We start from the raw sequence: 26,408 nt of genomic DNA on the forward strand, positions 1-26,408 counted from the left end.
TGTGCAAACCGGTCACGATGCCCGGAATGACCGGTCACGCTCGCCGGAATACGCACCGCCGATTTGCGTGCAAGATGGCCGGGCAGTGACCCACAGCCTGCCGACTTGCCGGCAGGGCGGGACTGATCCTTTCAATCGACCATTCGAGGTTGCAGTTATGCAGTTAGACACGATCGAAGACATCATCGAAGACATTCGCCTCGGGAAAATGGTCGTATTAATTGACGACGAGGACCGTGAAAACGAGGGCGACCTCGTAATGGCTGCGCAACATGTCACGCCAGAACATATCAACTTCATGGCGCGTTTCGCCCGGGGGCTGATTTGCATGCCGATGAGCAAGCAGCAAGCGGAGCGACTGGGGCTGCGCTTGATGGTCGAGCGTAATGATTCGGGGTTCGGCACGAAGTTCACAGCGTCGATTGAAGCTTCTACGGGTGTGACCACCGGTATTTCCGCAGCAGATCGAGCCCGGACGGTGCAGGTTGCTGCAGCCCCAAAAGCAAGCGCGCAAGATATTGTACAGCCGGGACATATCTTTCCATTGATTGCAGAGCCGGGCGGTGTGCTGGTACGTGCAGGCCATACCGAAGCATCCTGCGATCTTGCTCGGCTGGCTGGGCTGAATGAGGCGGGTGTGATTTGCGAAATCATGAATGATGACGGCACCATGGCACGCCTTCCCGAATTATATGAGTTCGCCCGCGCGCATGAACTTCGTATAGGGACGATAGCCGATTTGATCCATTACCGCGCAGTTTATGAAACCACCGTGGAGCGGGTGAGTCAGAGCCAAGTGACAACAGAGTACGGCGATTTTCTCTTGCATACTTACCGGGACCGAATCAATGGGGATCTGCACCTAGCGCTTACGCAAGGTGATCTGGATCGCTCACCGACATTGATCCGAGTGCAACAGGCTGTCTCATTGCGTGACCTGCTAGGCATACAGATTCCCGGCAGCAGTGGCTGGAATATACAGCGTTGCCTCGCCAGGATTGCAGCTGAAGGCAAAGGTGTACTGGTGTTGCTTGCAAGTCAGGAAACAGCAGAGGACATCAAACTACGAGTAGATGTACTTGCTGGCGAATCGAATCTGTCCAAGGCCCCAGCTGATGGTGACCCCCTCATGATAGGGGTGGGTTCTCAAATACTCAGGGATCTAGGCTTGGGAGATATGCGACTGATGGCCGGTCCGGCAAAGTATCATGGTATTTCCGGCTTTGACCTTCAGGTTTCTGAGTACGTAAAGTTCAGCTGAAAAGCTCAAGAAGATGTCTTTTTTGTGAGAATTTCATTTTATTTTCAATGAGTTAGAGTGGCTTCGCATTGCGTAAACGGAGCTTTGCGTTTTTTAAGTCAACATTTGCGTTGACTTTTTGGCAGGGCCTGATTAATTTGTAGGAAACCAAAGGACGAGAGGGGAAGCAAAATGAAATTCAATTTGATGCAAACGGGTGTAATCGGTCGACGACATGAGCTTGAAGCAGGCATGGCCGGTCAGCGCCCGGAGCTGTACCAGCGCTTTCTCGAAGAGGTACGTGGCTATGTGCGTCTGGCCGACGACCTGGGGTACGGAGCGTATTGTCAGCCCGAACATCACCTGCAGATCGAAGGGTTCGAGATCAACAACCATCCGGGCATGTTCAGTCTCTACGTGGGGCTGCACTCCAAGCGCATGAAGGCGGGCATCATGGGTTATACCCTGCCCACGCATAACCCGGTGCGGGTTGCCGAGGAGATCGCCACCCTGGATCACATGCTCCAGGGACGTCTGATGGTGGGCTTCACCCGTGGCTACCACGCGCGCTGGGTTGACTCGATGGCTGCTCGCCCGGGTGTCAGTGCGACTACACCGGTGAATGCCAAGGCCAAGGATGAGCTTGATGAGCTGAATCGCGAAGTGTTCGAAGAGTCGCTGCAGATCATCAAGAAAGCCTGGGCCAGTGATGTGTTCAACCACAAGGGCAAGCACTGGGAATTTCCACCCAACGGTGGTTCTGCGGGTCATCCCGCCTATGCCAGCATGGGCAAGGGCATGGATGCCGACGGCATCGTCCGGAAAATTGGTATTGCACCCAAGTGTTATCAGAACCCCCATCCGAAAATTTATGGTGGCTTCGCCGGTAGCATGCGTACGGTGGACATGTGGGCCCGTGAAGGTGGCAAGCCGATCGTTCTGGCGGCGGACCTGGACTTCTGCGACGCCTTGTGGAACCGCTATGCCGAAACGGCACGGACCCATGAGCGTGACGTGGCTCGTGAAGACGTGGCGGCTTGGGGCGGTTTCCTGATGTTGACTGATGACAAGGAGCATGCGCGGAAACTGCAGGCTGAACATCAATGGTTCTGGGACAAGTGGTTCATTCCTTTTGGCCAGAAAATGCCGAACGTGCTGATTGGCAGTGCCGACGAGATTGCCGACCAAATTGGCCGGGCGCATGACCGTCTGGGTTTCAACGAGCTGTTTCTCATGTTCGGTCAGGGTCACCTGGATCCGGAACAGAACAATGAAGAGCTGGAGAAGTTCGCTTCGCTGGTTGCGCCACGCTTCTCCACCAAGGATGCCGAAGGCACCATGGTATAAGTCTGGTCCTCATTTGAATATTGGTCGGCAGGTTTGGCCTGCCCGGCTTCCATCCCGGATCCATTGGGTTTGGATGGAAGTCGAATAACTTGTCTGGAGGTGCGCCATGACTGATGTTCTTGGCAAAGAGAGATGTGAAATGATCGACCCAAGCCAGTTTAGAAAGGTTCTGGGGCATTATCCCACTGGTGTATGTGCCATTACCGCGGTAGAGCCCGATGGTAACGTAGCCGGGATGGTGGTGGGCTCCTTTACATCTGTATCGTTGGATCCGCCTTTGGTTGCTTTCCTGCCGGACCGCAATTCCACTAGCTGGCCAAAAATAGCACGGGCTGGGAAGTTCTGCGTTAACGTCTTGAGCGATCAACAACTGGAGGTCTGCAAGCGACTTGCTTCCAAAGCTGAAAATAAATTCGAAGGACTGGATTATTACTTTTCCAAGAATGGATCGCCAATAATAAAAAACGTGGTCGCTTGGATAGATTGCGATCTGGAAAGGGTTGACGAGGCCGGCGATCATTATATTGTTCTTGGCGCGGTACGTGATCTTCAGATCGAATCTGAGAGTAAATCATTATTGTTTTTTCAGGGTGGGTATGGTGGCTTTTTGCCGCTTTCAGCGCCTTCAATATAGTCGTGTTGCATACGTGACATTTAAATAAAGGCTCAGGTGCTGACTCCGCGCCCAGAAGCCATGCTGATTGCTCAGAATAACAACCATATTAGTGGGGAGCCTTCAATGATAAAAAGAAATGAATGGTTTGAAATTTCAACTATCGGAGACTTGTTGGTACGTGCAGCCAACCAGTTTCCGGACCGCGAAGCGGTAATATTTCCAGATGAGCGGCGAACCTATCAACAACTCTATGACAATGCTATGCGGGCGGCTCGAGGATTGTTTGCATTAGGTGTCCGTTCAGGAGAGCACGTTGGGTTAATGTCTGCCAATTGTCCCGAATTCATAGAAGGGCTGTTGGGAGCGTCCATGCTCGGATGTGTGGTAGTGCCTATCAATGCGAGGCACAAAGCCAGTGAGATTGCCTATATCATTGAAAATGCCAATCTGGTAGCGCTACTTACAACCGCAGATGAAAATGAATACACTAATTTCACTCAATTATTCTGCGACGCACTTCCTGATCTGGCCGAGGCAGAATCGCCTTCTGCTCTGACCCTTACCCAAGTGCCCCGGTTGCGCAGCACCGTTTTATTGAAAGGGGAAGGACGCCAGGGCTTCATGGGGCAGTTGGAGTTTTGCCAGTTGGCGAAAACAGTCGGAGAGGATGAAGTGCACGCTGCCAGGCTGCGTGTCGGCATCAATGACTTGGCTTTACTGGTTTATACCTCCGGTACCACAGCGAATCCCAAAGGTTGCATGCTTAGCCATGAGACCATTGTTCGTGGGTCGGTCCACCGCACCCGTACTCGCTATGCTTCCAGCGAACACCATATAGCCTGGAATCCAGGGCCTCTGTTTCATATAGCGGCCCTTGCTCCTTTTATAGGAGTAATGGGTGTCTATGGCACCTATCTAACGGATACATTTTTTGAGCCGGGCCGGGCGATTGCTCTGATGGAGCAAGAGAATGTAGAAATGGCCTGGCCATGGTTCCCTGCGATCGTGCAAGGTGTGTTGGATCATCCCACATTTGATCCGAGCAAACTTGCTTCGCTGCGTAAGCTTATGTTGATTGGGCCACCGGCGTTGGCGAAGCGGGTTCTGGATACTTTCCCTGGTACAGAGCTCCTCCAGGCTTGCGGTATGACAGAAACCGCGGGCATTTTTGCATTGAGTGATACTGAGGATACCCAGGAGCAGAGAATCAACACCCAGGGGCGTGCTGCTGTAGGCATGGAAGTACGTATTGCCAGCCTGAACGGTGAGGGCGACGCCGCACCCAATGAAGTGGGTGAAATCCTGGTACGTGGATATTGCGTAATGGATGGGTACTACCGCGACGCAGAGAAAACCGCATCTACTCTGGATAAGGATGGGTGGTTGCACACCGGTGATCTCTATCTACGTACGGAGGAGGGTAGTCTGGTTTTCAATGGACGCCTCAAGGACATGCTTAAAGTCGGCGGTGAAAACGTAGCTGCGATCGAAATCGAAGCATATCTATGTGAGCACCCCTGCGTTGCGATTGCTGAGGTAGTAGGTAAGCCGGATCCGCGACTTGATGAAGTGCCAGTTGCCTTTATCGAACTCAAGCCCGGGAAGGATGTAAAGGAAGCAGAGCTGATTGAATTTTGCAAAGGCAAGATTGCAAACTACAAAGTGCCTCGCGCTATATACATAATGAAATCTGGAAGTTGGCCTATGTCGGCGACCAAAGTCAATAAAAGAGTTCTTCGTAGCATGCTGTGTGAGTAATCTGTAGATGCTGGTAGATGGTTATAAAATAAGTCTACAGAGGAGGCGTTGTTAGTGATTTTAATTGCAGATATTGACCGCGTAGTAAAAGAAGAATTGAAAGAGATTGAGGGGGGCGAGCCCCTCTCGACGTTGGATGTTCTTCTTATAAACTTGGCTTTGCGCGCATCACCCTCGGTGCTGGATGTTAACGGTATTGAGGAGTATACGCACCTTGCTTTGGACGCAGGGGCGACCGCCGCTCAGGTGCATGAAACGCTGGTTCTGGTCTCGGGGCTAGGTGTACATACGCTTATGGCGGGGTCTCCCATTGTAGCTGCTGTATTGCATGAGCGAAGAGATCCATCCATGGCCGCCCCCCTCGATTCTCGACAGCAGAAGTTATGGTCTACCTATGTAGGCGATGATCCGTTCTGGGATAGCATGGAAATGGAGGTCCCAGGTTTTCTTCAGTCCTTGCTCAGGCAATCTCCGGATGCTTTTGAGGCATTTTTCCAATACTGCGCTGTGCCGTGGAAAACAGCAGCGTTAAGAGCTTATATCAAGGAGCTAATCTCCCTTGCGGTAGATGCCTGTCCAGCCCATCGCTTCTTGCCGGGTCTGCGCCTGCATTTAAAGAACGCGATTCAATTGGGGGTAGGCCGCCAGGCGATTTTACAAACCTTAGCCATCGCAGCGGCGGCTCCCGTCCATGAGGGCGTGACATGATCGGGTTCATGCCCTTGGGCGAAGACGACCAGGCTGAAGCTCTTTATCTGGGTAGCATGTTGAAGCGGTATTCCAGAGTGGAAACCTCGCCGCTCACCGAGCCACCGATGGGCTCGGTGAGCACGGCGGAACGGATACTGTCTGCCTTTTCCCTGCAGGTTGATCGGGCACGCACTATTGGGTGTCCCTCGAGATGATCGAACCCACAGCGCAAGTTGTGGGTTCGCTAATTAACTCAGTTGCAAGCAACCTACCAAGTGTCGATGAATGGGCGCTTTTTCCCCTGTATCATATGGGGTTTCTTAGCGGCTTGCAGACATTGCACCAGCCATGTGCGGGAATCTGCGGGGTCGATGACAGTGTCGAATTCCAGGGAAGCCGCCACGTTAGTGGCTTTGCCCCGTTGATAGAACTCATCCACTAGGCGCTCAAAGAGAGCTGCTTTCTCTTGTTGGTCAGTAATCGCATCAAGCTCGGCTCGATAAGCAAGCCTGACTGCTCCTTCGAACCCCATCCCGCCAAATTCTCCCGTGGGCCACGCCATAGTTGACGAAGGGGCGTGGAACGAGCCACCAGTCATGGCCATGGCCCCAAGGCCATATGCTTTACGAGTAATCAGGCTAAAAAGCGGCACATCCAAATTAGCCGCTACCGCGAACATTCGGCTGGCATGACGAACTGGGGCGGACTTCTCGGTGTCAGGGCCGACCATAAAGCCAGGCGTATCACAGATACTTAGAACCGGTATATCGAAAGCGTCGCATGATTGAAGAAACCGTGCAGCTTTATCCGCCGCGTCGGAGTCTATTGCGCCGCCTAATATCAAGGGATTATTCGCCAGAATTGCTAACGGTTGGCCCTCTATACGCACCAATGCGGTAATCATGTTACTTGCGAAATGCTGCCGTAACTGAATAGCAGTACCCAAGTCGGCCAGCGTCTCGATCACGGACCACATCTCATAAGAGCGCATACGGTTCTCTGGTACGCTATTCCTCAATAAGCGCTGGTCCTTGCACTCCCAGTGAGGCAAAGTTCCTTGGAAATAGCCAATGATCTGCTTTGCAATCAGGGTGGCGTGGGCTTCATCTTCCGCAAGAAAATCTACTACCCCGTTGCGTGTCTGCAAGTCGACAGGCCCGATATCTTCAGCAGCGAATGTGCCTAGCCCTGCACCCTCCACCATAGCAGGGCCAGCCATGCCTATATTGGCGTCTCGGGTGGCGATCAGAATATCGCTGCAACCGGCCAGAACAGCATTGCCGGCAAAACATCGACCACTGACGATACTGATGCGAGGAACCAATCCGCTCAGCTTGGCGAACTGCCAAAAACTGGGCATATTGAGACCGGTTGCACGGGTAGCATCATCATCGTCCCCCGGTCGCCCGCCACCCCCTTCTGCATAGAGCACGATAGGTATTTCCAGGTCAGCGGCAATGGCAAGCATTCGGGATAGCTTCTTGTGACTCATCAGGCCTTGAGTGCCTGCCAATACAGTGTAGTCGTAGGCAAGTATCAAGGCCCTAGCCTGTTGGGTATCAAACTGATCACCATTGATCTGCCCGATCCCGGCGACCAAGCCATCTGCAGGAGTGGTGAGCGAGAGCTCCTCCACCGAATACCGGCCGCGCCGCGCTGCAAATGTTAGAGCGCCATATTCCATGAAGCTGTCGGAGTCGCATAAATCGTTGATGTTTTCTCGCGCCGTGCGTTTTTGCATGGCGTGACGGCGCTGCACCGCTTGAGGGCGTGAATCATCCTGAACTCGAGCATTTGCGGCAAGAGCTTCTGCCAGATCCGGTCTGATGGCTTCGATATCAGGTGTGTCGCTGTGCAATACCACTTCGAAGTGATCAATATCGTCAATATCGGCTCGTTCCATGAAAACAAGTGCTTGATGCTCTCTGAGGCTAGCGCCCTCGATCGCGGGGATACGGCGGATAAAGCCAGCTTCCGGCGCTTTAATCGTATGCTGCATCTTCATCGATTCTATTAATGCTATAGCCTGCCCCTTGTGAACCGGCTGGTCTTTAGTTGCATAGAGTTCCATCAGCAAGCCGCTCATGGGTGCTACGACGGAGAGTAAGCCTTCCGGGTGCTCGTAGATGGATTCGTCGGTAACTGTTACTGCGGTATCGGCACACTGAACAGGATGGCTATGTGCCAATGGGGCAAGCAATTGCGGCAGGTGCTCATCAATGAAGCGGGTATAGGCCCGATTACTGACAACCTCCGGATGACAAAGCAGGTTCTTCAGAAACTCGATGTTGGTTTGCACCCCTCGGATGCGGGTTTGGCATAAGGCTCGGTAAGCGCGCTTTACCAGCAGATCAAAAGGGGCCGTCGGTGTGTGCAAAACCAGCTTCATCAACAGCGAGTCATAGCGCGGATTGATGGTGTAGCCCGCATAACCGAAGCTATCGATTCTGATGCCCGGGCCGCCGGGAGGCTCGAATATATCGAGCGTGCCGCCTTCTGGTTGGACGCTGCCATCTTCTCGCAAAGTCTCCATATTGATCCGCAACTGCATGGCATGGCCCCGTGGTTGGGGAATGTCTGACTGCTGTAATGCCAAGCTGTGCAGCGTTTCGCCGTTGGCCAAGCACAATTGAGCCTGGACCAGATCAATATCGGTCACAGCTTCAGTAATGGTGTGCTCTACTTGAAGGCGCGGGTTTGCTTCAATAAAGAAAAATCGATTGGTGCGCGAATCCAACAGGAACTCGAATGTGCTCAAATTATTCAGGCGCACGGTACGGGCCATTTCAAGTGCTGCCTGGATCATGGCGTTTCGTAAGGCCGTGCTCAGCGTTGGGCTGGGCGCGATCTCCAGCACTTTCTGGTGCTTGCGTTGCAGGCTACATTCTCTTTCCCACAGATGAGCGACCTCTGAACCGTCACCCAAGATCTGGATTTCAATATGTCTGGCGTGCGGAATCATCTTCTCAATATATAAATCACCATTACCGAAGGCAGAAAGCGCCTCGGCGCTACACTGCTGAAACGCGTCTTCGAGGTCCTCTATACGGTGGATAATACGCATGCCGCGTCCACCTCCGCCCGCAATCGCCTTTAGCAGGGCAGGGGTGGAAGGAGGAAGATTTGACAGGAATTCTCTGGCTTGCTGCAGATTGGTACTGGCATCAAGTCCGGGAATTACCGGCACGCCGCATTGTTTGGCCAGTAATCTGGCACTGGCCTTATTTCCCAGGCGTTGGAGTATTTCCGCATGGGGACCTACAAAAACTAGACCGGCAGCTGTGCATAATTTGGTAAACTCCGCTTGCTCGCTAAGAAAGCCGTAGCCGGGGTGGATCGCATCACAGCTATGGCGTTTAGCGATCTCGATTATTTGTGCGGAGTCAAGATAGGCTGCGTTGCCCGTGCCCTCAAGTTGGACGCTCTCGTCGGCAACGCGCGTATGCAATGACTGAATATCGTCCTTGGGATAAATTGCCAAGGTGACGATGCCAAGGTCTGCCGCGGCGCGTGCGATGCGGATGGCTATCTCGCCCCGGTTGGCGATAAGAAGCTTGTTCATCATGTTGTGGCCCTGTCTGGATATAAAAAAGGCCGGGCGCTGCTGCGGCCGGCCTCAGATAAAAATCCTGATCAACGGCCTTTCCATTCCGCCTTGCGCTTTTCAACAAAGGCGTTGCGTCCTTCCAATACATCTTCGCTGGATGCATATTCTTCAATCAGCTCGAACCGGGTTGCGAGTGCAACCTCGAGCGGATAGTCAAGCCGGCTCATGGCTGCATCCTTGGCTGCCTGATTGGCCAGGGGAGAGGCCGCCGCTATTCTTTCTGCCCAGCTCAGAGCTGCCTCGGCAAGCTTCGGATATTCGACGACCTCATTCACCAGTCCATGGGATAGCGCGTCCTGAGCGTTCATCCGATCGCCGGTCAGAATCATGCCCATGGCAATACGCTGGGGCAGCTGACGTACCGCACGATGAACGACACCACACTCTCCGATAATTCCAGCTTTGGTTTCAGGCAAGCCGAACTGAGTGTTGTCTGCCGCGACAATAATATCTGCGCAAAGGGCCAGCTCGAATCCACCGCCCAGCGCGTAGCCCTGAACCGCAGCTACCAGCGGCTTCTTCAGTTTGACCAAGGGACCGGCAATACCGGTAAGCCCCCCTCCAACACCCATGCGTGAAGTACGTTCGGTGCCGCCACTGATATCTCCACCGACGCAGAACGCACGCTCCCCTTCGGCGGACAGGACCGCAACCCAGATCTCCGGGTTGCGATTGATCTCCTGCCACGCCTCGTACAGTGCTTGATCCATCTCACCATTAATGGCGTTCAACGATTTAGGTCGGTTCAGACGTACATGGGCAATATGGCCTTCAACATAAAAGTCTATGTTCGACATGGCTTGTGTTCCTGTTATTCCGGTGTTTTTGTTATGGGAGTTAATGGTGTAGTGGGCGCCGAGCGGTAAAGCTTGATGGCTTCCTTCAACCCCAGATCAGCCAGCTTCTGTTTCATGTCCAATACCGACGGCGCGAGATGAAGCAGCGCATCCATTTCGGCTACAGCTGCTCCCGCTGAGCGGAACCCCATGGCTTCTGCTGCGCGGTTGATTGAAAGCTTCTTGATACGCAATACATCCGGAGGGGTGAGAGCAATGCGCTCGGCCAGCCCTTCCACGCAATCAATCAGCTGGTCAGAGGGAACGCTATGATTCGCCCAGCCCCATTCGACCGCAGTCTTGCCATCGATACTGTTGCCTGCAACGAAAGCCATTTCCTTGGCGCGCTTGGGGCCCACCAAGGGCACCCAAAGCGGTGCAATGTAGCCGCCACCCATGGGTATGGTCGGCTCGCCGATCTTGGCATCGTTTGTTACTACGGTGATGTCGGCGTAAACGCACATCTGTGTGGCACCAGCCAAACAGTATCCATGCACTGCCGCAATGATGGGTTTTGGGTGATCCCACATTGCAACGTAGCGGTCCACATTACGACGTAGGCGAGCATGATCGGCTATTGGATCAGCAACGAGGCTGCCATAGGTGCCAACCTTGCCGACTTGGCCAATGTCGTAACCGGCAGAGAATCCGCGTCCGTCGCCTCGTATTCCGATAACCGGACCGCCTTCACTCACGAGGCGTTGCAGAGCGTCAGAGAATTCATCAAGCAATTCATTCGATAGCGCGTTGGCACTTTCTGGCCGATTCAGGATCAGCCAGGAAATTGCCCCTCTGTGTTCAACACGAATGTGCTCGTATTTAAACGGGGACGCTGTGTTCATTTCAGCTGCGTCCTATTGGCAGGGTTTTCTTGACGTGGAAATCCTGATCGCCAGTAACCCGCAACTCGCGACGTTTGAATTGCCATTTGCCATTCGTCTGTACGATCACATCATGATATTGACCCCACACATGGCTGTCGGGCATGTCACGATTATAGCGGTGCCAGGCATACAGGACCGAGCGTACGGTGGCTTCATTCGGTCCAGTAAAATCCACCACGATATTTGAAACATGGTGGCTGGTCGCCTTGAAGAAGCTGCCCACGCCTTCCAAGGTTTTGGCATAAGCTTCGCGGCCTTGCGCGCCGAAGCCCCCTGGCCCGTAGATGACTTCGCAGTCTTCAGTGAACAGCGCTGCGAGCTCTGACGTCTGGTTCATATCCAGATGGAATGCATAAGTGAAGAGCAGTCGTTCAATGGCTTGGGTGTCGATGATTTGTTGCAGTTGATTTTGTTGTGTCATGGCTTTCTCCTTTGTCAACACAATAGTTGACTAACAAAGCAAGCTTGTCAACGCTTGTGTGAATTTTTGTCAGAATGCTCAAGCGCGGTGCTCTTGAAAAAACTGCGGACAAGATCGGTAATAATATCAACGCAAAGGTTGACAGCTAATGATGGTCGATGCTTATATCAACGTCGAGGTTGAAAAACGGTGTTCGGATGGAGTTGGCAGCAGGGCGTGACGCACTAGGCGCCGTTTGGCTTGCTGGCTATTTGCAACATTAATAGGCTGGATAACTTAATGAAAATAAGAACAAAATCATCAAGCAGGCTTGGTACTCATCAGCTGGGTCGTACGGCCCTGGCAGCGTCAATCGCTTTGGCTTCTATTTTCAGTTCTAGCGCAGTGCAGGCAATCACGCTGAAGTCAGATAACGATTGGCGCATCACTTTCGATACATCCTTGCAGTGGTTGGTAGGCGTGCGAGCGGAGTCACGCGATTCGCGCATTGCCAATGACCCCTTGCATCATTCAGCTAACTATAAGTTCGATCGTGGAGATCTGGTCACGAATCGCGTCCAGGGCATGTTTGAGCTTACGGGGGTCTATCAGAACCGGATGGGCTTTCGGATGTCGGCCAACGCCTGGAATGACTTCGCTTATGACGATGACGTGGAAGTCAGGCCTGGCTACGTATCCAATTATCGCGGTGGAAAATACAGCAGCCATACCAAGAAATACCACATTCGCGGAGCCGAACTGGGCGATGCCTTCGTATTCAATAATTTCGACGTGGGTAAGCGTGCCGCTTCAGTGCGCCTTGGGCGCTTCACCCAGCAATGGGGTAACGGCATGTTTTTCGGTTACTCCTCCATCTCCTACGGTCAGCACCCTACCGATTTCATCAAGGGGTTCTCACAGCCGGGATCAACAGTCAAAGAGTTGATTTTGCCGCGCACCCAAGTATATGGGTCTTTGGAACTCAATGATGAATGGTCTATTGCGGCGCAATATTTTCTGGAATGGCGGCCCAACCGCTTTCCAGAATCCGGTACCTATCTGGCTCCTGGTGATGTCCTCTTCGAAGGCCCTCATGATGGTGGGTTAGTTGTACCGGGTGGTCTGCTGGGCAAGAGTGATGATCCTGACCACATTAATGATAACTTCGGTATTCGATTGGATTGGTCTCCCCAGTGGGCTAATGGTGACAGGTTTGGTTTCTACTACCGCCAATTTGATGAGCCGGAGCCTATTGCTACGCTGAACTATCCCCAGGTTGAACTTCAATATGCTGAGAAGGCAAAAATGTATGCAATGTCATACGAAACTTCACTCGGTGGTGCCAGCTTGGGTTTTGAGGTCAATTACCGCCAGGATACTGCTTTGGCATCAGCATTTCCTACAAGGGTTGCCAAGGGTGACTTGATCAACGTTTTGGCTAACGCAATGGTCAACCTACCAGGGAACGCCTTGTGGGATACAGCAATGTTCCTGGGTGAGGTGACCTACACCCATCTTGATAAGGTTCACGACAAGGATCTCTACAATGGTGAAGGTTACGCCTGTGCAGCCACCAATAGAGTAGGTTGCGGCACTGACGATGCTGTCGCTGTAGCCTTCTTGTTTGAGCCGTCCTGGTTGCAAGTCTTTCCCTCTGTGGACCTCAGTATGCCAATTTCATTCCAATATGGCATAAATGGAACACCTGCCTATGCGGCTGGTGGATTTTATGCGGAGGATTCGATCATTGCGTCGGTTGGTCTAAAAGCAGCCTATGCACAGAAGCACTACTTTGCATTGCAATATCAGGATTATCATTGGAATCCCGATGGTCGCGTGGTTGGCGGTGGCCCTGGAGGCGATACGTATGCTGGAGGTAATGGTCCATACGGGTTGAATGACAAAGGATGGGTTTCACTCTCCTACAATACTTCTTTCTGATTATAAGTCCGATCTCCGGATAAGAGATTGCGACATATATGTATTATTTTTCCTATAACTATAATGAAGGAAAACAGTCATGCTAAAAAAAACAATTCTCGCGGGGCTGATACCCGCCATCACTCTCTGCTTCTCAGGAGCGGCATTAGCAGCGGTGTCAGCTGAAGAGGCGAAGCGCCTCGGAGCTGATCTGACGTTGCATGGTGCCGAGCGTGCTGGCAATGCTGATGGCAGCATTCCTGAATATACGGGTGGCCTGCAGCCCTTACCCGAATATGACCGGGAATCAATGCAGACCTATATCAATCCTTATGCAGATGAAAAGCCGCTATTCAGTATTACTGCGGAGAACATGGGTGAGTATGAAGATGCCTTGACTGTCGGCACACAGGCACTATTGCGCAAATATCCCAGTTACAAGATGAATGTGTATAAAACCCATCGCTCCGCGCGTTATGAAGACTGGGTGATCGAGAACACCTTGGTCAATGCAACGACTGCGGAACTGACAGGTAGCGTGATGGGTGACGCGGTCAAAGGGGCGGATCCGGAAGGTCTGCCGCTTCCTGGTGTCTTATTTCCAATACCAAAAGACGGTTATGAGGTGATGTGGAACCACAAGCTGGCATTCGCTCCGGCAATCATGCACCAGCATAACCAGGCGTTTGTGGTTGACTCCAATGGTGGGGTTAACGTGCTGGCCACACCTAACCAGCACCACATGCGCCCTTGGTACGACCGTAGCGGAAAACTGCGCGCTGACTCGCATGGGGCTATTCTCTCGTTTACTGCTGTGCAGACCAGCCCACCCCAACAAGCTGGTGTAACCTTTCTGAACTTCTATCTGCCGACAGCAGATAATGGAGGGCAATTGGTTTGGTTTTATACCCCGGGACAGCGTAGGGCTCGTCGAGCACCCGATTTTGCCTACGACCTGCCGATCAGCGCCTATGGCGGTGTGCTGATGTGGGATGAGATTTTTGGATTCGTAGGTCGCATGGATCGGTTTGACTTCAAGTTGGTAGGCAAGACTGAAAAAATTGTGCCTTATAACGCTTACACTTTGACGCAGGATGCCAACCCGCGCGAGGTGCTGGGTAAGGAGCACCTCGACCCGGAAGCGCTGCGTTTCGAGCGGCACCGTGTATGGGTAGTTGAAGCAGAGCGCAAGCCTGGCGCACGCCACGTATATAGCAAGCGTCGTTTCTATATCGATGAAGATAGTTGGCAAGTCGTTGCTCTGGAAACTTATGATGACGCTGGGAAACTATGGAAAAATGGCTTTATTCAAAGTTTCCCTACTTATGATGTTGGGGGAGTCAATAATAATACCTGGGCATTTGATGATCTGATCGCTGGTAATTATATGTTGATCAATGCTGGCGCTTCTCAGCCGGGTCACTGGAACCGCTCTTATATGAGCTCAGAGGGTCTGAGGATCGCATTGACTCCCCGTGCTGTGGAGGCACAAGGGGTTCGTTGATATGAAAGGCCAGGTGAGAGAGCTATTCGCCTGGCCTTCTACCGAAAGAAGGCCCTACGGACAGGTGTGATATGGCCGCCAGTCAGAAGTGTGTATTTGTGCTGTTTTGAGCTCACTCGGGTAGACCTGTTATGACTACATCGCGAAATACGTTCAGAATTTCTATCATTATTCCGCTTCTTGCTATGAGTATGTTTACTTCATCCTTGCAAGCGGAGTTCAAAGACCCATTAAATATATCTGCAGAAGAGCAGATAAGACCATTGGATCAAGCTTTTATAGACAGTGCCTTCCGAGGACGTGTTGCCGTGGCTGTGGGCCCAGTTGGTTTGATTATGACTTCCGTCGACGCCGGGGAAACATGGCGGCAGGCTCAGGTTCCTGTGCAAAGCGACCTGGTAGCCGTTGATCTGATCAGCGCTTCCAAGGGTTGGGTTGTGGGCCATGATGGGGTGATTTTGGTTACCGATGACGGTGGGATGACTTGGACAAAGCAGCTCGATGGCCGCATGGCCGCAGAGCAATTCATGAATTATTACCGGGAGCTTGCTGAGAATGGCGATGCCCTGGCACAGACAGCCCTGGAGCTGACCGAACTGAATTATCGCGATGGCCCCGGATTGCCTTATCTTGATGTTTGGTTCAAGGATGAGTCCATTGGTTTCGTTGTTGGCGCATTCGGGAATATAGCTCGTACGAATGATGGCGGAGCGACATGGACTCCCTGGACGCACCGGATCGACAATGAGGCGGGTTTGCACCTCAATAGCGTTATGGGGTTCGGTGAGAATGTTTACATTGGTAGTGAACGCGGCACGCTATTCAAGCTGAACGCTGAGCGGGACGCTTTTGAGCTAATTGATACAGGATACCCTGGCAGCTTTACTGGTCTCATTGGTGATGAGAGCCAGGTTGTTGCATACGGTCTTCAGGGCACTGCTTACCGTAGCACTGATGAAGGGGAGAGCTGGGAAGTTGTTAATGGTCTTCCTCGGTCCACAATTAATAACGCGTTATTGCGTGACAAAGGCCGTGGATTTGTATTTTCCAACCAAGCTGGTGAATTGGTTTTTACTGATCAAGATTTGCGCAGTTATGATGTGTTAGATGCTGAAAATGAAGTTGGTTTGACTTCAGTTTTTGAGGTAAAAAATAACGAGTTTATGGTGACTACCTTACAGGGAATTAAGCGAATGACCCTATCGGATCGAAAGACAATAAAGCCCAAGGTCCAGGAGTAAGGCTATGTCCAAAAATAAAATAATTGCTGGATCCAGTCAAAGTATCAGTGCATCATTCAACAGAATGACTGGCAATCCTCTGGAGCGCTGCCTTTTTGGGAATCGTAAAATATTTTTCTTAGTGGCGGTCCTGGTCACCATATTCTTCGGATATCATGCTGCCAAGTTGGAAGTGAATGCCAGCTTTGAGAAAATGATGCCATCAAAGCATGAGTACATTCAGAACTATCGAAAGTTTGCTGGAAATCTCAGGAGCTTGGGCAACTCAGTGACCGTGGTGGTCGAGAATAAGAATGGCAGCATTTATGATGCTGAATATCAGCAAACGTTAAGCGAAATAAATGACCGGGTTTTTCTTCTCAAAGGGGCGGACCGAGCTTTTGTACAATCGCTTTGGATGGCCTCGGTTCGCTGGACTGCAGTGACTGAAGATGGGTTCGATGGCGGGCCGGTTATGCCGCCGGATTATGACGGGTCTCCTGAAAGTCTGAACGTACTGCGAGAAAATGTGGAGAAAGCCGGGCTTAAAGGTTCTCTGGTTGCACTAAATGAACGTTCCAGTGCGATGTTCGTCCCGCTGCTGGAGCGTGATTCGGATACAGGTGAACCCCTGGATTATAAGGCGTTTACCGATAGTCTGCGAGCTATCAACGATGAGTTCGCGAGTCGCGGCGTAGAATTGCACGTGATCGGTTTTGCAAAACTTGTGGGTGATCTCATCGCTGGGTTGATGCAAGTGCTCAGCTACTTTCTCATTGCCGCTGCGGTGGTCACGGTGTTGGTGTTTTGGTATTCGCGCTGTGTGATCAGTACCGGAGTGGTAACTATCTGCTCTCTTATGGGGGTGATCTGGCAGTTGGGCACTATGCAATTGCTGGGCTTTGTTCTCGATCCTTTTTCAATCCTGGTACCTTTTCTGGTCTTTGCCATCGGCGTTTCCCATGGCTCTCAAATGGTCAATGGAATCATTCAAGATATTGGTAGTGGTCTTGATCGCTATATAGCGTCTCGGCTGACCTTTCGCCGCCTTTGTTTGACGGGCACCGCTGCCTTGTTATCGGATGCCCTAGGTTTTGCCGTGATCGCTGTTATCGCTATACCGGCAATTCGAGATCTTGCGCTGCTTGCAACCATAGGTGTGGTTGCGCTGATTATCACAAACCTTCTATTTATTCCTGTAGTGATGTCTTTCACCGGTATTACTACTCGGGCGAAAGGCCATGCAGAAACCAAGCAGAAAGGTGATTACGCATTAAGTCGGTGGCTTGGGAAATTCACGGAAAGAAAATTTGCTGCAGGAGTGTTGGTATCGGTCGCAGCGATGACCGTGGCAGCTTTCTTTTATGGGCAAAAATTGCAAATTGGTGATGTTGAAGCCGGAGCACCGGAACTGCGTGCGGATTCGGAGTACAACCAGGATGTGCAATATATCCAAGAAAACTACGGTCTTTCCAACGACATGTTTGCGGTTATCGTAACTACACCAGAAGGTGGACTGGGAAATTTTGAGACACTGTTGGAAATTGATCGGCTGGAGCGAAAACTGCGTGCTTTGCCGGGGGTTCAGATAACCGAGTCGGCTGCCAGCATGGCCAGGAAGTTAACACCGGCTGGGTTCGAAGGGTCACCGAAATGGTACACCATCAGTCGTAGCCCATATATTACCAACGATGCGATCGATAGCGTATTCACCGCGCGTCCTGGTCTTATAAATGACTCACGTACAGTAGCGCCGATCATCGCTTATCTGACAGACCATAAGGCTGAGACGCTGCAGAGAGTCGCTTCTGTTGTGGAGGAGTTTGCCGCTGAACACAATAATGAGCAGCGTCAGTTCCTTTTGGCAGCTGGGAATGCCGGGGTAGAGGCTGCGACCAACCAGACAGTGGCCAGAGCCAACTATCAAATGTTGATATTTGTTTATGCTGCGGTGATTCTATTTTGTGGCATCACTTTTCGCAGCTGGCGGGCAGTGGTTGTGGCGATTCTACCGTTGGTGGTTATTTCCACTCTTGCTCAGGCACTCATGGTATTTATGGGAATTGGTCTCAAGGTGGCCACCCTCCCAGTCACGGCGCTGGGAGTCGGTATCGGCGTGGATTATGCGTTATATCTTCTTACTGCGTATATCGTATTCCTGAGGCAGGGAATGTCAGTCAAGGAGGCCTACACCAGCGCCCTGAGATCTACCGGCAAAGTCGTCATGTTGGTCGGTATTACCTTGACAGCGGCAGTTGCTACTTGGGCATGGTCGCCAATCAAATTCCAAGCGGATATGGGGCTAATGCTCGCATTCATGTTCCTCGGTAATATGCTCGGAGCTTTAATCCTCATTCCTGCACTGGCTACCTTTATTCTGAAACCGGAACACATAAGCGGACAGAAAAAAGAGACAAAAAAAGTTGATGTAAACGACACACACGAGGTCAGCATGGAAAGAACGTTAGCGCGATCAATATAAGCCATTGCATGCACTGACTTAGGCCATGAACCTAATCACTTGGATGCTTTTCCAAGTCAAATCAACATTTGCGTTGACATGTCAGTAGAATCTGCTTAATTTGCAGAGACAAGAGCAAGGGGGAAGCAAAATGAAATTCAATTTGATGCAAACGGGTGTAATCGGTCGACGACATGAGCTTGAAGCAGGCATGGCCGGTCAGCGCCCGGAGCTGTACCAGCGCTTTCTCGAAGAGGTACGTGGCTATGTGCGTCTGGCCGACGACCTGGGGTACGGAGCGTATTGTCAGCCCGAACATCACCTGCAGATCGAAGGGTTCGAGATCAACAACCATCCGGGCATGTTCAGTCTCTACGTGGGGCTGCACTCCAAGCGCATGAAGGCGGGCATCATGGGTTATACCCTGCCCACGCATAACCCGGTGCGGGTTGCCGAGGAGATCGCCACCCTGGATCACATGCTCCAGGGACGTCTGATGGTGGGCTTCACCCGTGGCTACCACGCGCGCTGGGTTGACTCGATGGCTGCTCGCCCGGGTGTCAGTGCGACTACACCGGTGAATGCCAAGGCCAAGGATGAGCTTGATGAGCTGAATCGCGAAGTGTTCGAAGAGTCGCTGCAGATCATCAAGAAAGCCTGGGCCAATGATGTGTTCAACCACAAGGGCAAGCACTGGGAATTTCCACCCAACGGTGGTTCTGCGGGTCATCCCGCCTATGCCAGCATGGGCAAGGGCATGGATGCCGACGGCATCGTCCGGAAAATTGGTATTGCACCCAAGTGTTATCAGAACCCCCATCCGAAAATTTATGGTGGCTTCGCCGGTAGCATGCGTACGGTGGACATGTGGGCCCGTGAAGGTGGCAAGCCGATCGTTCTGGCGGCGGACCTGGACTTCTGCGACGCCTTGTGGAACCGCTATGCCGAAACGGCACGGACCCATGAGCGTGACGTGGCTCGTGAAGACGTGGCGGCTTGGGGCGGTTTCCTGATGTTGACTGATGACAAGGAGCATGCGCGGAAACTGCAGGCTGAACATCAATGGTTCTGGGACAAGTGGTTCATTCCTTTTGGCCAGAAAATGCCGAACGTGCTGATTGGCAGTGCCGACGAGATTGCCGACCAAATTGGCCGGGCGCATGACCGTCTGGGTTTCAACGAGCTGTTTCTCATGTTCGGTCAGGGTCACCTGGATCCGGAACAGAACAATGAAGAGCTGGAGAAGTTCGCTTCGCTGGTTGCGCCACGCTTCTCCACCAAGGATGCCGAAGGCACCATGGTGTGAGACTGCCAGATAATAAAGAATTCGATTAGGTAATTAAAACGATAAAATTGGAAGGATAAGACCATGCAATGCGGATTTTTTCATACTCCATATAATTTACCCCACCGTACTGCGCGTGAAATGTTCGATTGGTCACTCAAACTAGCGCAGGTATGTGATGAGGCCGGCTTTGCCGATTTCATGATTGGCGAACATTCCACTCTGGCTTGGGAGAACATCCCCTGCCCGGAAATTATCATCGGGGCGGCAGCACCACTTACAAAAAATATTCGGTTTGCGCCTATGGCGCATCTTCTGCCTTACCATAATCCAGCAACCCTGGCTATTCAGATCGGCTGGTTGTCGCAAATCCTGGAAGGCCGGTATTTTCTTGGAGTGGCACCTGGTGGGCATCATACAGACGCTATTCTCCACGGTTTCGAGAGCATTGGTCCGTTACAAGAACAGATGTTCGAAGCACTCGAACTGATGGAGAAGGTGTGGGCCCGGGAGCCATTCATGGAAAAAGGCAAGTTCTTCCAGGCAGGCTTCCCTGGACCAGATACTATGCCTGAATATGATGTAGAGATCGCAGATAATAGCCCTTGGGGTGGTCGTGATGCCTTGGAAATCGCCGTCACCGGGTTGACCAAGAACTCATCGTCCTTGAAGTGGGCCGGCGAACGTAATTATAGTCCGATTTCCTTTTTTGGCGGTCACGAGGTGATGCGCTCGCATTACGACACATGGGCTGCCGCTATGGAATCGAAGGGCTTCACTCCGGAAAGATCACGTTTCAGGGTTACCCGGGAAGTTTTTGTGGCGGACACTGATGCGGAAGCCATCAAGCGAGCCAAGGCTAGTGGCATGGCGCAGACATGGCAACATTATCTATTCCCCATCTATAAAAAATTCAATCTGTTTCCTGGAATCATAAAGGATGCAGGAGTGGATATTGATCCAAGCCAGATTGATATGGATTTTCTGGCAGAGCATGTATGGCTTTGCGGTTCTCCAGAAACAGTGACCCGTAAAATTGAGGCGATGATGGAGAGATCGGGTGGCTGCGGTCAGGTTATTGTCAACTCGCATGACAATATCGATAATCCAGAGCCTTATTTTGAATCACTGCAACGGCTCGCGCAGGAAGTTATTCCCAATATTCAAAAAGTCTGAGTCAGAGGCAGTGCGGTTGTTGCCTAATAACCGCATTGCTTGTTCAGATACCGATAATAACTGTCGGCTAAATATAATAAAACCATAGTTAACCTTTCTGTATAAACAAAGCATCGAGCACGAGGCTCACCATTTTCTCTTGAAAATCAGGATTGGGCTGATCCTCTCTATTTGATCCGCTTGCGGTAAAACACGCAGTTCCCAGAGTACCTATCCAGAGTAGCTGCACTGCTTCATGAGCAGGGCAACTCAAGACGCCCTCGTTATATAGTCTGGAAAGGTCGGCCTCCACAGTCGCAAGGGTTTCAGCTACCGCCATTGGCGGATCGCCAGCAAGTATATGCTGGATGACCAGCCGACACATCAAAGGCTCTTGGCGAGCAAATTGATTGAATGCTCCCCAGCCGTTTCTCAGTCCCTGTTGTGGGCCTCGTTCCCTGGTGCCTTGAAGATAGGCCTCGGCTACCTGTTCGTAGGTTTCATCGATCGCTGCCCGATGCAGGCCATCGAGATCACCAAAATAATGATAGATGGTGGGAGCACCGACGCCAGCCAATGCGCATATGGCTCGGGAGCTCGCTCCGTCTCGTCCTTCAATGCTCAGTAGATGGCGAGTTGCCTGAACCAGACGTTGCCTGACCTCGGTTTTTCCATCATTAGAATAATTGCTATTTTGCGTACTGAGTACTTTCATACGGGGACCTTGCTGTAATGATTCCAAAGTTATATGACTATCGGCGCTTATGCATTTTAGTAAGTTTACGGCGATCCTGATTTTGCTTGGTGACACATCTTAGCGAGTATTTCGGTGAGGATCATTTATATTTGTCATCGCTGGTGTTGACGGGTTTGTATAACACCGTTATATTGAGTTTCGACAGCATTCCTTCTTAGGCAGAGAATGCTTCCTTGCCTACTACCCATCAGAGGAGATAACAATCATGGCAATGGAAACTGGTTTGATTTTTCATCCCTATATGCGTCCGGGACGTACAGCCAAGCAGACGTTTGACTGGGGCGTTCAAACTGCTGTTCACGCGGACAGCGTAGGGATTGATTCGATGATGATCTCCGAGCATGCGTCGCAGGTGTGGGAAAATATTCCCAACCCTGAGCTGATCATCGCGGCAGCAGCCTTGCAGACAAAAAATATCAAGTTTGCCCCGATGGCCCACATCCTGCCTCATCAGCACCCGGCGAAATTGGCGATGACGATCGGATGGCTTTCTCAGATTCTAGAGGGGCGTTATTTCCTCGGTATCGGTGCAGGGGCTTACCCTCAGGCGTCCTACATGCATGGTATCCGCAATGCGGGCCAATCAAATACGGCGACGGGGGGTAATGAGACCACAAGCTTGAATGATATGGTCCGCGAGTCTCTGTCCATTATGGAGAAAATTTGGAAGCGGGAGCCTTTCTTTTACGAAGGTAAGTACTGGGATGCAGGGTATCCGGAAGAGCTTGATGGTGCTGATGGTGACGAGCAGCATAAGCTGGCCGACTTCAGCCCTTGGGGTGGCAAAGCTCCTGAAATTGCCGTGACGGGCTTCAGCTACAACTCACCCTCCATCCGCTTGGCGGGTGAGCGAAACTTCAAGCCGGTTTCGATTTTTTCTGGGCTGGATGCGTTGAAAAAACACTGGGAGGTCTATTCTGAAGCGGCCATCGCCGCTGGCCACGTCCCGGATCGTGCACGCCATGCGGTTTCGCAAACAGTATTCTGCGCTGAAACCGACAAGGAAGCCAAGAAACTTGTCATGGAGGGGCCTATTGGTTACTGCTTCCAGCGTTATCTCATCCCGATCTGGCATCGTTTTGGCATGATGGACGGTTTTGCGAAGGATGCGGGTATCGATCCGGCAGATGCCGACCTGGAGTTTCTGGTTGACAACGTGTTTATTGTTGGCTCACCTGAAACGGTTACTGAAAAGATCAACGCGCTGTTCGCTGCCACGGGTGGTTGGGGAACGCTCCAAGTGGAAGTCCATGATTACTATGACGACCCTGCACCCTGGTTCCAGTCGCTGGAGATGATCTCCAAGGAAGTTGCTCCCAAGATAGTACTGCCGTAAACCGGGTGGGCATGATACCGGTCGCGATACGTCGCGACCGGTGCGTAACCCTTAAGTGGCAGGGGTGATGCCATCGATGCTTGCAAAACGATAGCAGGCCAGTAGTTGCAGAAAGGCTTACCAGGGATGCAGTTCACTGTTCCACTTGAAGAAGGAACCGGTGTTATCTGATGTCAGATTCTCGACAGTGGACTTGATACCTTCAGCGCTTTGCTGCGGAGTGATTTCGCCGTTGGGGCCACCCATGTCTGTCTTGACATGGCCTGGATGAATTGAGGCCACACATACGCCTCGGTCTTTCAAATCAATAGCCAGGCTCAGCATGATCCTATTTACTGCCGCTTTTGTCGCACCGTAGGCATACATAGCACCATGTGGCCAAGTGGAGGCAGCGGCCTGACTGCTGACGGTCATAACCTTCCCCTTGGCGGCCAGAAGGTTTGGTAAAAGTGCTTGTACCAGGCGGAACGGCCCAATAGTCATCACTTCAAAAGCCCGGCGCCAATCGTTAAAATCATCTTCTGTGAACGCGGCGCCTTCAATACTATCTGTTTTTCCGCCGATGATGCCAGCTACATTGAGCAGTACATGAACGGGCGCATCACTAAGAATTGTTGCCGCCTCGTCTATCGAAGCCCCGTCCGCCATATCAACCTGATGCAAGGTTATTCGGCCCCCGGAAGTGGCTGCGAGCCGCCCAAGTTCCGTCGCTTCATTCGGACTTCTACAAAACGCATATATCCGGTTACTGTCGGCCGCATATGCTTCGACAAGCGCAAGGCCAATGCCACGGTTAGCGCCAGTTATTACGATATTTTCCATCTATCAGACCTCTGAATTCGATTGTTGGAAACGCGATATTTAATAAAAGCTAAACATGGAGGATAGGCGCTGCTGGGTTGCACAGGAATAAAATTTCTGCCAACAGAGCCTGGATTAGGTCATTGCAACTAATGGCAGGCGAGAGGATTGTCAGGTACTGCTTCCGACGGCATACGACCTATGCGGATCGTGAAAGCCTCTGGCTCTGGAATTCATCGTGCGTTTTCATGGGCTATGGAAAGACGCCTGGATCGCTCCTCAAATAGCTGATTGAAAACAAGCTTCGATGGAATGATGCAGGTCACATGCTTCAAGGATATCTGCAAACCAGGGGACCACTGCTAATTCATTAAGCCTGGTAGGATTCAGCCAAGCGCAATCATCATTCTCCCAATTAAGGGTCAATGCTCGAGTTTGGCTGGCAAAATGGAATGTGTGTACACGCCACACTCGACCATCCAGACCTTCCAAATGTAGCACCTTGTTGCTGAGGAGCCGGAGATCCCATCGCGAAATACCGGCCTCTTCCTTGATCTCTTCCAGTGCCTGGGCTAAGGGATCGTTGCACGCGTCGAGGAACCCGGTTACACAGTTCCAGCGACCCACATCACCGGTCACTAGCGGACTACGTCGCAGCAAGGCAAGGTCACCCTGATGGGAAAGCACAGCCGCTACGATATCGTGGCAGACCGCCGGTGTAACCTGTTCCGCTGTCATTTGGCTTCTCATGGTGGCCTCCGTTAACGGCTTCAAGCGCATTATCGTGTGACTTTGCATTCATCATGGTTCAAGATACAGCTCAAGTCAACTCTGGTGTTGATTTTATTGTGGCTTTTAATCGGTTGGGAGGTGAAGGAATATGGGAGCACTTCGAACGCAGATTTTTTTCAATGGCGAGCAAAAGCTGGCGGCTAGTGTTGGGGGGCCGGAAGACGGCCCCGGCATCTTGTTTCTGCATGGGGGCGGGCAGACCCGATACGCGTGGAATAGCTGTGCTGAAACCCTTGCTGAAGATGGGTTTCGCGTCATCAGTCTTGACCTGCGAGGGCATGGAGATAGCGCTTGGGCTGCGGATGGGTATGCAATCGAGTTGCAGGTTCAAGATGTCCTGGCGGTCATTTCGCAGTTTCCTGAGCCTCCAATATTGGTTGGTGCGTCTCTGGGCGGATTGGTCGCGCTTAACACTCTAGGCCTTCATGTCAGGGGTGGCAGAGCTCTCGTTCTGGTGGATATCACGCCGCGTATCGATATGCAGGGCGCTGCGCAGGTGCGTGATTTCATGACAGCAAACCCGGAGGGGTTTGAAAGTCTTGCTCAGGCAGCTGAGACAATTTCACGCTACCTTCCTCATCGCCGACGTCCTGAAAGCCTGTCAGGGCTGCAGAAAAACCTGAGAATGCGCAACGGGCGTTGGTATTGGCATTGGGACCCGGCCTTGTTTTTCTCATTGGATGTGTCCAAAGAAGCCGTGCAGGCGCGCCATGAGCAAGCCAGCAGGAGTATCACAGTGCCCACATTATTGATTCGGGGTAGCCGGAGCGAGCTGGTAGGTGAAGATCAGGTAAATCATTTCCTGGAGCTGATCCCGCATGCTGACTTTATTGATATTCAAGATGCCGGGCATATGGTCGCGGGAGATAGCAACGAGGTGTTCATTCAAGCCTTGCGGGAGTTTGTCACAAGTTTGCCTGGCTAGCCTGATTGGATAGACACCCCCTTTCAGGAAGGGGGCGTCAGCGTGTCAGCGCACCGACACCAAGCCACCATCCACGGGCAACATCTGACCGGTAATAAAGCGTGAACTGTCGCTGGCAAGAAATACCATAACCGGTGCCAGGTCTGTATCGGCATCGCCAAACTTGCCCCCCAACGGAATATCCATTTTGGTAGCCGCATCATGTGCAGCCAGCTCAGCAGGAGATAGGGCGTTGCGAAAGGCGACATACATGGGTGTGACCATATAGGGTAATACAGCATTGACACGTATACCGTCTGGCCCCCATTGGCGGGCTACGTTGCGTGTCCATGTGTGAACTGCTGCTTTGCTCGCCGCATAGAGCCCATTATTCAGCTCACCGACCAGGCCTGACTCGGAGCCGAAATTGATGATATTGCCAGTCCCCTGGGTTTTCATCAGTCGATAGGCTTCAGCATTGGTATTCATCGTACCTAGCACATTGATACTGAAAAGTTGGTTGAATAGATCCTCAGGGATGGCATCTGGGGGAGAATGGCGATGCACACCGGCGATATTGGCTAGAACATCCAGGCCGCCCATCTCATCAGTCGCCGCTTGAAAGGCTTTCTCTACGTCATGCCGGTCACTGATGTCACACTGGTGAAAACTGATATTACTATTCGGAAAGGCCGCTCGGAGTTCAATAGCAACCTGTTGACCCAGCGAGTCGTTGATATCCATGGATGCAACGCTTGCTCCCGCCGCAACATAGGCCCGTACGATGGCCGCTCCGATGCCCTGGGCGCCGCCGGTAACGATGATTTTCTTGCCAGTCAGCTGCTGCATTCTATACCTCTTATTTTTATCCTAGGATTTCAGTGATGTATTGATA

At 51.9% G+C, this 26,408-nt stretch carries 22 protein-coding genes; 14 read left to right on the forward strand and 8 right to left on the reverse strand.

The genetic code is table 11. The features are described from left to right. Positions 1-157: 157 nt before the first annotated feature. The 6 genes from ribBA (at position 158) to INT39_RS04510 (ending at position 5,866) form a co-directional block, all read left to right on the forward strand. Complete coding sequence (gene ribBA / locus INT39_RS04485) at positions 158-1,261, forward strand: bifunctional 3,4-dihydroxy-2-butanone-4-phosphate synthase/GTP cyclohydrolase II (RefSeq protein WP_193072080.1); 1,104 nt, start codon at positions 158-160, stop codon at positions 1,259-1,261. A gap of 171 nt (positions 1,262-1,432) precedes the next feature. Then, positions 1,433-2,587, forward strand: a complete 1,155-nt coding sequence (locus tag INT39_RS04490; protein ID WP_193072082.1) for an LLM class flavin-dependent oxidoreductase — start codon at positions 1,433-1,435, stop codon at positions 2,585-2,587. 106 nt (positions 2,588-2,693) lie between these two features. Beyond that, positions 2,694-3,221: a flavin reductase family protein gene (locus INT39_RS04495; RefSeq protein WP_226944546.1), complete on the forward strand. Its 528-nt coding sequence runs from the start codon at positions 2,694-2,696 to the stop codon at positions 3,219-3,221. Between the two features lie 60 nt (positions 3,222-3,281). Further along, positions 3,282-4,961 carry a class I adenylate-forming enzyme family protein gene (locus INT39_RS04500; RefSeq protein WP_226944548.1) on the forward strand — a complete coding sequence of 560 codons (1,680 nt, stop codon included), beginning with the start codon at positions 3,282-3,284 and terminating at the stop codon, positions 4,959-4,961. Between the two features lie 54 nt (positions 4,962-5,015). Further along, positions 5,016-5,669, forward strand: a complete 654-nt coding sequence (locus tag INT39_RS04505; protein WP_226944550.1) for a carboxymuconolactone decarboxylase family protein — start codon at positions 5,016-5,018, stop codon at positions 5,667-5,669. Next, on the forward strand, positions 5,666-5,866 hold the full coding sequence (locus tag INT39_RS04510; RefSeq protein WP_193072084.1) for a hypothetical protein: 201 nt from the start codon (positions 5,666-5,668) through the stop codon (positions 5,864-5,866). Before INT39_RS04505 ends, INT39_RS04510 begins: the two co-directional genes overlap by 4 nt. A gap of 53 nt (positions 5,867-5,919) precedes the next feature. Here the strand turns inward: INT39_RS04510 and INT39_RS04515 are convergent, their stop codons facing one another. From INT39_RS04515 to INT39_RS04530, 4 genes are all read right to left on the reverse strand, one after another. Beyond that, entirely contained in the window at positions 5,920-9,213 is a 3,294-nt protein-coding gene (locus tag INT39_RS04515) for a carboxyl transferase domain-containing protein (protein ID WP_226944583.1), read from the reverse strand. 71 nt (positions 9,214-9,284) lie between these two features. Next, entirely contained in the window at positions 9,285-10,055 is a 771-nt protein-coding gene (locus INT39_RS04520) for an enoyl-CoA hydratase-related protein (protein WP_193072089.1), read from the reverse strand. A 14-nt stretch (positions 10,056-10,069) separates the two neighbouring features. After that, the gene (locus INT39_RS04525; RefSeq protein ID WP_193072091.1) at positions 10,070-10,936 is read right to left on the reverse strand and encodes an enoyl-CoA hydratase-related protein; all 867 of its coding nucleotides are present in this window, start codon (positions 10,934-10,936) and stop codon (positions 10,070-10,072) included. A 1-nt stretch (position 10,937) separates the two neighbouring features. Beyond that, the gene (locus INT39_RS04530; protein WP_193072093.1) at positions 10,938-11,399 is read right to left on the reverse strand and encodes a nuclear transport factor 2 family protein; all 462 of its coding nucleotides are present in this window, start codon (positions 11,397-11,399) and stop codon (positions 10,938-10,940) included. A 279-nt stretch (positions 11,400-11,678) separates the two neighbouring features. Between INT39_RS04530 and INT39_RS04535 the strand changes: the two genes are divergently transcribed. The 6 genes from INT39_RS04535 to INT39_RS04560 all read left to right on the forward strand — a co-directional run bounded on the left by INT39_RS04535 (position 11,679) and on the right by INT39_RS04560 (position 20,944). Then, on the forward strand, positions 11,679-13,319 hold the full coding sequence (locus INT39_RS04535) for a DUF1302 domain-containing protein (protein ID WP_193072095.1): 1,641 nt from the start codon (positions 11,679-11,681) through the stop codon (positions 13,317-13,319). Between the two features lie 79 nt (positions 13,320-13,398). Beyond that, positions 13,399-14,802, forward strand: coding sequence for a DUF1329 domain-containing protein (locus INT39_RS04540; RefSeq protein WP_193072097.1), 1,404 nt, complete (start codon positions 13,399-13,401; stop codon positions 14,800-14,802). 131 nt (positions 14,803-14,933) lie between these two features. Further along, positions 14,934-16,043, forward strand: a complete 1,110-nt coding sequence (locus tag INT39_RS04545) for a WD40/YVTN/BNR-like repeat-containing protein (protein ID WP_193072099.1) — start codon at positions 14,934-14,936, stop codon at positions 16,041-16,043. Positions 16,044-16,047: 4 nt separating this feature from the next. After that, complete coding sequence (locus tag INT39_RS04550) at positions 16,048-18,504, forward strand: efflux RND transporter permease subunit (RefSeq protein ID WP_193072101.1); 2,457 nt, start codon at positions 16,048-16,050, stop codon at positions 18,502-18,504. Positions 18,505-18,634: 130 nt separating this feature from the next. Beyond that, positions 18,635-19,789: an LLM class flavin-dependent oxidoreductase gene (locus tag INT39_RS04555; protein WP_193072104.1), complete on the forward strand. Its 1,155-nt coding sequence runs from the start codon at positions 18,635-18,637 to the stop codon at positions 19,787-19,789. A 63-nt stretch (positions 19,790-19,852) separates the two neighbouring features. Then, the gene (locus INT39_RS04560) at positions 19,853-20,944 is read left to right on the forward strand and encodes an LLM class flavin-dependent oxidoreductase (protein WP_193072106.1); all 1,092 of its coding nucleotides are present in this window, start codon (positions 19,853-19,855) and stop codon (positions 20,942-20,944) included. An 88-nt stretch (positions 20,945-21,032) separates the two neighbouring features. Here the strand turns inward: INT39_RS04560 and INT39_RS04565 are convergent, their stop codons facing one another. Continuing rightward, entirely contained in the window at positions 21,033-21,638 is a 606-nt protein-coding gene (locus INT39_RS04565) for a TetR/AcrR family transcriptional regulator (RefSeq protein ID WP_193072108.1), read from the reverse strand. A 247-nt stretch (positions 21,639-21,885) separates the two neighbouring features. On the opposite strand from INT39_RS04565, the gene INT39_RS04570 reads away from it, so the two are divergent. Next, complete coding sequence (locus INT39_RS04570) at positions 21,886-23,016, forward strand: LLM class flavin-dependent oxidoreductase (protein WP_193072110.1); 1,131 nt, start codon at positions 21,886-21,888, stop codon at positions 23,014-23,016. 117 nt (positions 23,017-23,133) lie between these two features. Here INT39_RS04570 and INT39_RS04575 read toward each other — a convergent pair whose 3' ends face one another. Together INT39_RS04575 and INT39_RS04580 are read right to left on the reverse strand one after the other, a co-directional pair. Continuing rightward, positions 23,134-23,838, reverse strand: coding sequence for an SDR family oxidoreductase (locus INT39_RS04575; protein WP_193072112.1), 705 nt, complete (start codon positions 23,836-23,838; stop codon positions 23,134-23,136). 258 nt (positions 23,839-24,096) lie between these two features. Next, complete coding sequence (locus tag INT39_RS04580) at positions 24,097-24,567, reverse strand: NUDIX domain-containing protein (protein WP_193072114.1); 471 nt, start codon at positions 24,565-24,567, stop codon at positions 24,097-24,099. A gap of 130 nt (positions 24,568-24,697) precedes the next feature. On the opposite strand from INT39_RS04580, the gene INT39_RS04585 reads away from it, so the two are divergent. After that, positions 24,698-25,534 (forward strand): alpha/beta fold hydrolase, encoded by an 837-nt coding sequence (locus tag INT39_RS04585; protein WP_193072116.1) that lies wholly within the window; start codon positions 24,698-24,700, stop codon positions 25,532-25,534. 45 nt (positions 25,535-25,579) lie between these two features. On the opposite strand, the gene INT39_RS04590 is transcribed toward INT39_RS04585, so the two are convergent. Then, entirely contained in the window at positions 25,580-26,362 is a 783-nt protein-coding gene (locus INT39_RS04590) for an SDR family NAD(P)-dependent oxidoreductase (RefSeq protein ID WP_193072118.1), read from the reverse strand. Positions 26,363-26,408: the final 46 nt, after the last annotated feature.

It is taken from the genome of Pseudomonas sp. FME51 (genome assembly GCF_014897305.1).

What these genes read in the sequence shown, in the direction of transcription:
- ribBA (WP_193072080.1), top strand. Translation starts at nt 158, where the DNA reads ATGCAGTTAGACACGATCGAAGACATCATCGAAGACATTCGCCTCGGG.
- INT39_RS04490 (WP_193072082.1), top strand. Translation starts at nt 1,433, where the DNA reads ATGAAATTCAATTTGATGCAAACGGGTGTAATCGGTCGACGACATGAG.
- INT39_RS04495 (WP_226944546.1), top strand. Translation starts at nt 2,694, where the DNA reads ATGACTGATGTTCTTGGCAAAGAGAGATGTGAAATGATCGACCCAAGC.
- INT39_RS04500 (WP_226944548.1), top strand. Translation starts at nt 3,282, where the DNA reads ATGCTGATTGCTCAGAATAACAACCATATTAGTGGGGAGCCTTCAATG.
- INT39_RS04510 (WP_193072084.1), top strand. Translation starts at nt 5,666, where the DNA reads ATGATCGGGTTCATGCCCTTGGGCGAAGACGACCAGGCTGAAGCTCTT.
- INT39_RS04515 (WP_226944583.1), bottom strand. Translation starts at nt 9,213, where the DNA reads ATGAACAAGCTTCTTATCGCCAACCGGGGCGAGATAGCCATCCGCATC.
- INT39_RS04520 (WP_193072089.1), bottom strand. Translation starts at nt 10,055, where the DNA reads ATGTCGAACATAGACTTTTATGTTGAAGGCCATATTGCCCATGTACGT.
- INT39_RS04525 (WP_193072091.1), bottom strand. Translation starts at nt 10,936, where the DNA reads ATGAACACAGCGTCCCCGTTTAAATACGAGCACATTCGTGTTGAACAC.
- INT39_RS04530 (WP_193072093.1), bottom strand. Translation starts at nt 11,399, where the DNA reads ATGACACAACAAAATCAACTGCAACAAATCATCGACACCCAAGCCATT.
- INT39_RS04535 (WP_193072095.1), top strand. Translation starts at nt 11,679, where the DNA reads ATGAAAATAAGAACAAAATCATCAAGCAGGCTTGGTACTCATCAGCTG.
- INT39_RS04540 (WP_193072097.1), top strand. Translation starts at nt 13,399, where the DNA reads ATGCTAAAAAAAACAATTCTCGCGGGGCTGATACCCGCCATCACTCTC.
- INT39_RS04545 (WP_193072099.1), top strand. Translation starts at nt 14,934, where the DNA reads ATGACTACATCGCGAAATACGTTCAGAATTTCTATCATTATTCCGCTT.
- INT39_RS04550 (WP_193072101.1), top strand. Translation starts at nt 16,048, where the DNA reads ATGTCCAAAAATAAAATAATTGCTGGATCCAGTCAAAGTATCAGTGCA.
- INT39_RS04555 (WP_193072104.1), top strand. Translation starts at nt 18,635, where the DNA reads ATGAAATTCAATTTGATGCAAACGGGTGTAATCGGTCGACGACATGAG.
- INT39_RS04560 (WP_193072106.1), top strand. Translation starts at nt 19,853, where the DNA reads ATGCAATGCGGATTTTTTCATACTCCATATAATTTACCCCACCGTACT.
- INT39_RS04565 (WP_193072108.1), bottom strand. Translation starts at nt 21,638, where the DNA reads ATGAAAGTACTCAGTACGCAAAATAGCAATTATTCTAATGATGGAAAA.
- INT39_RS04570 (WP_193072110.1), top strand. Translation starts at nt 21,886, where the DNA reads ATGGCAATGGAAACTGGTTTGATTTTTCATCCCTATATGCGTCCGGGA.
- INT39_RS04575 (WP_193072112.1), bottom strand. Translation starts at nt 23,838, where the DNA reads ATGGAAAATATCGTAATAACTGGCGCTAACCGTGGCATTGGCCTTGCG.
- INT39_RS04580 (WP_193072114.1), bottom strand. Translation starts at nt 24,567, where the DNA reads ATGAGAAGCCAAATGACAGCGGAACAGGTTACACCGGCGGTCTGCCAC.
- INT39_RS04585 (WP_193072116.1), top strand. Translation starts at nt 24,698, where the DNA reads ATGGGAGCACTTCGAACGCAGATTTTTTTCAATGGCGAGCAAAAGCTG.
- INT39_RS04590 (WP_193072118.1), bottom strand. Translation starts at nt 26,362, where the DNA reads ATGCAGCAGCTGACTGGCAAGAAAATCATCGTTACCGGCGGCGCCCAG.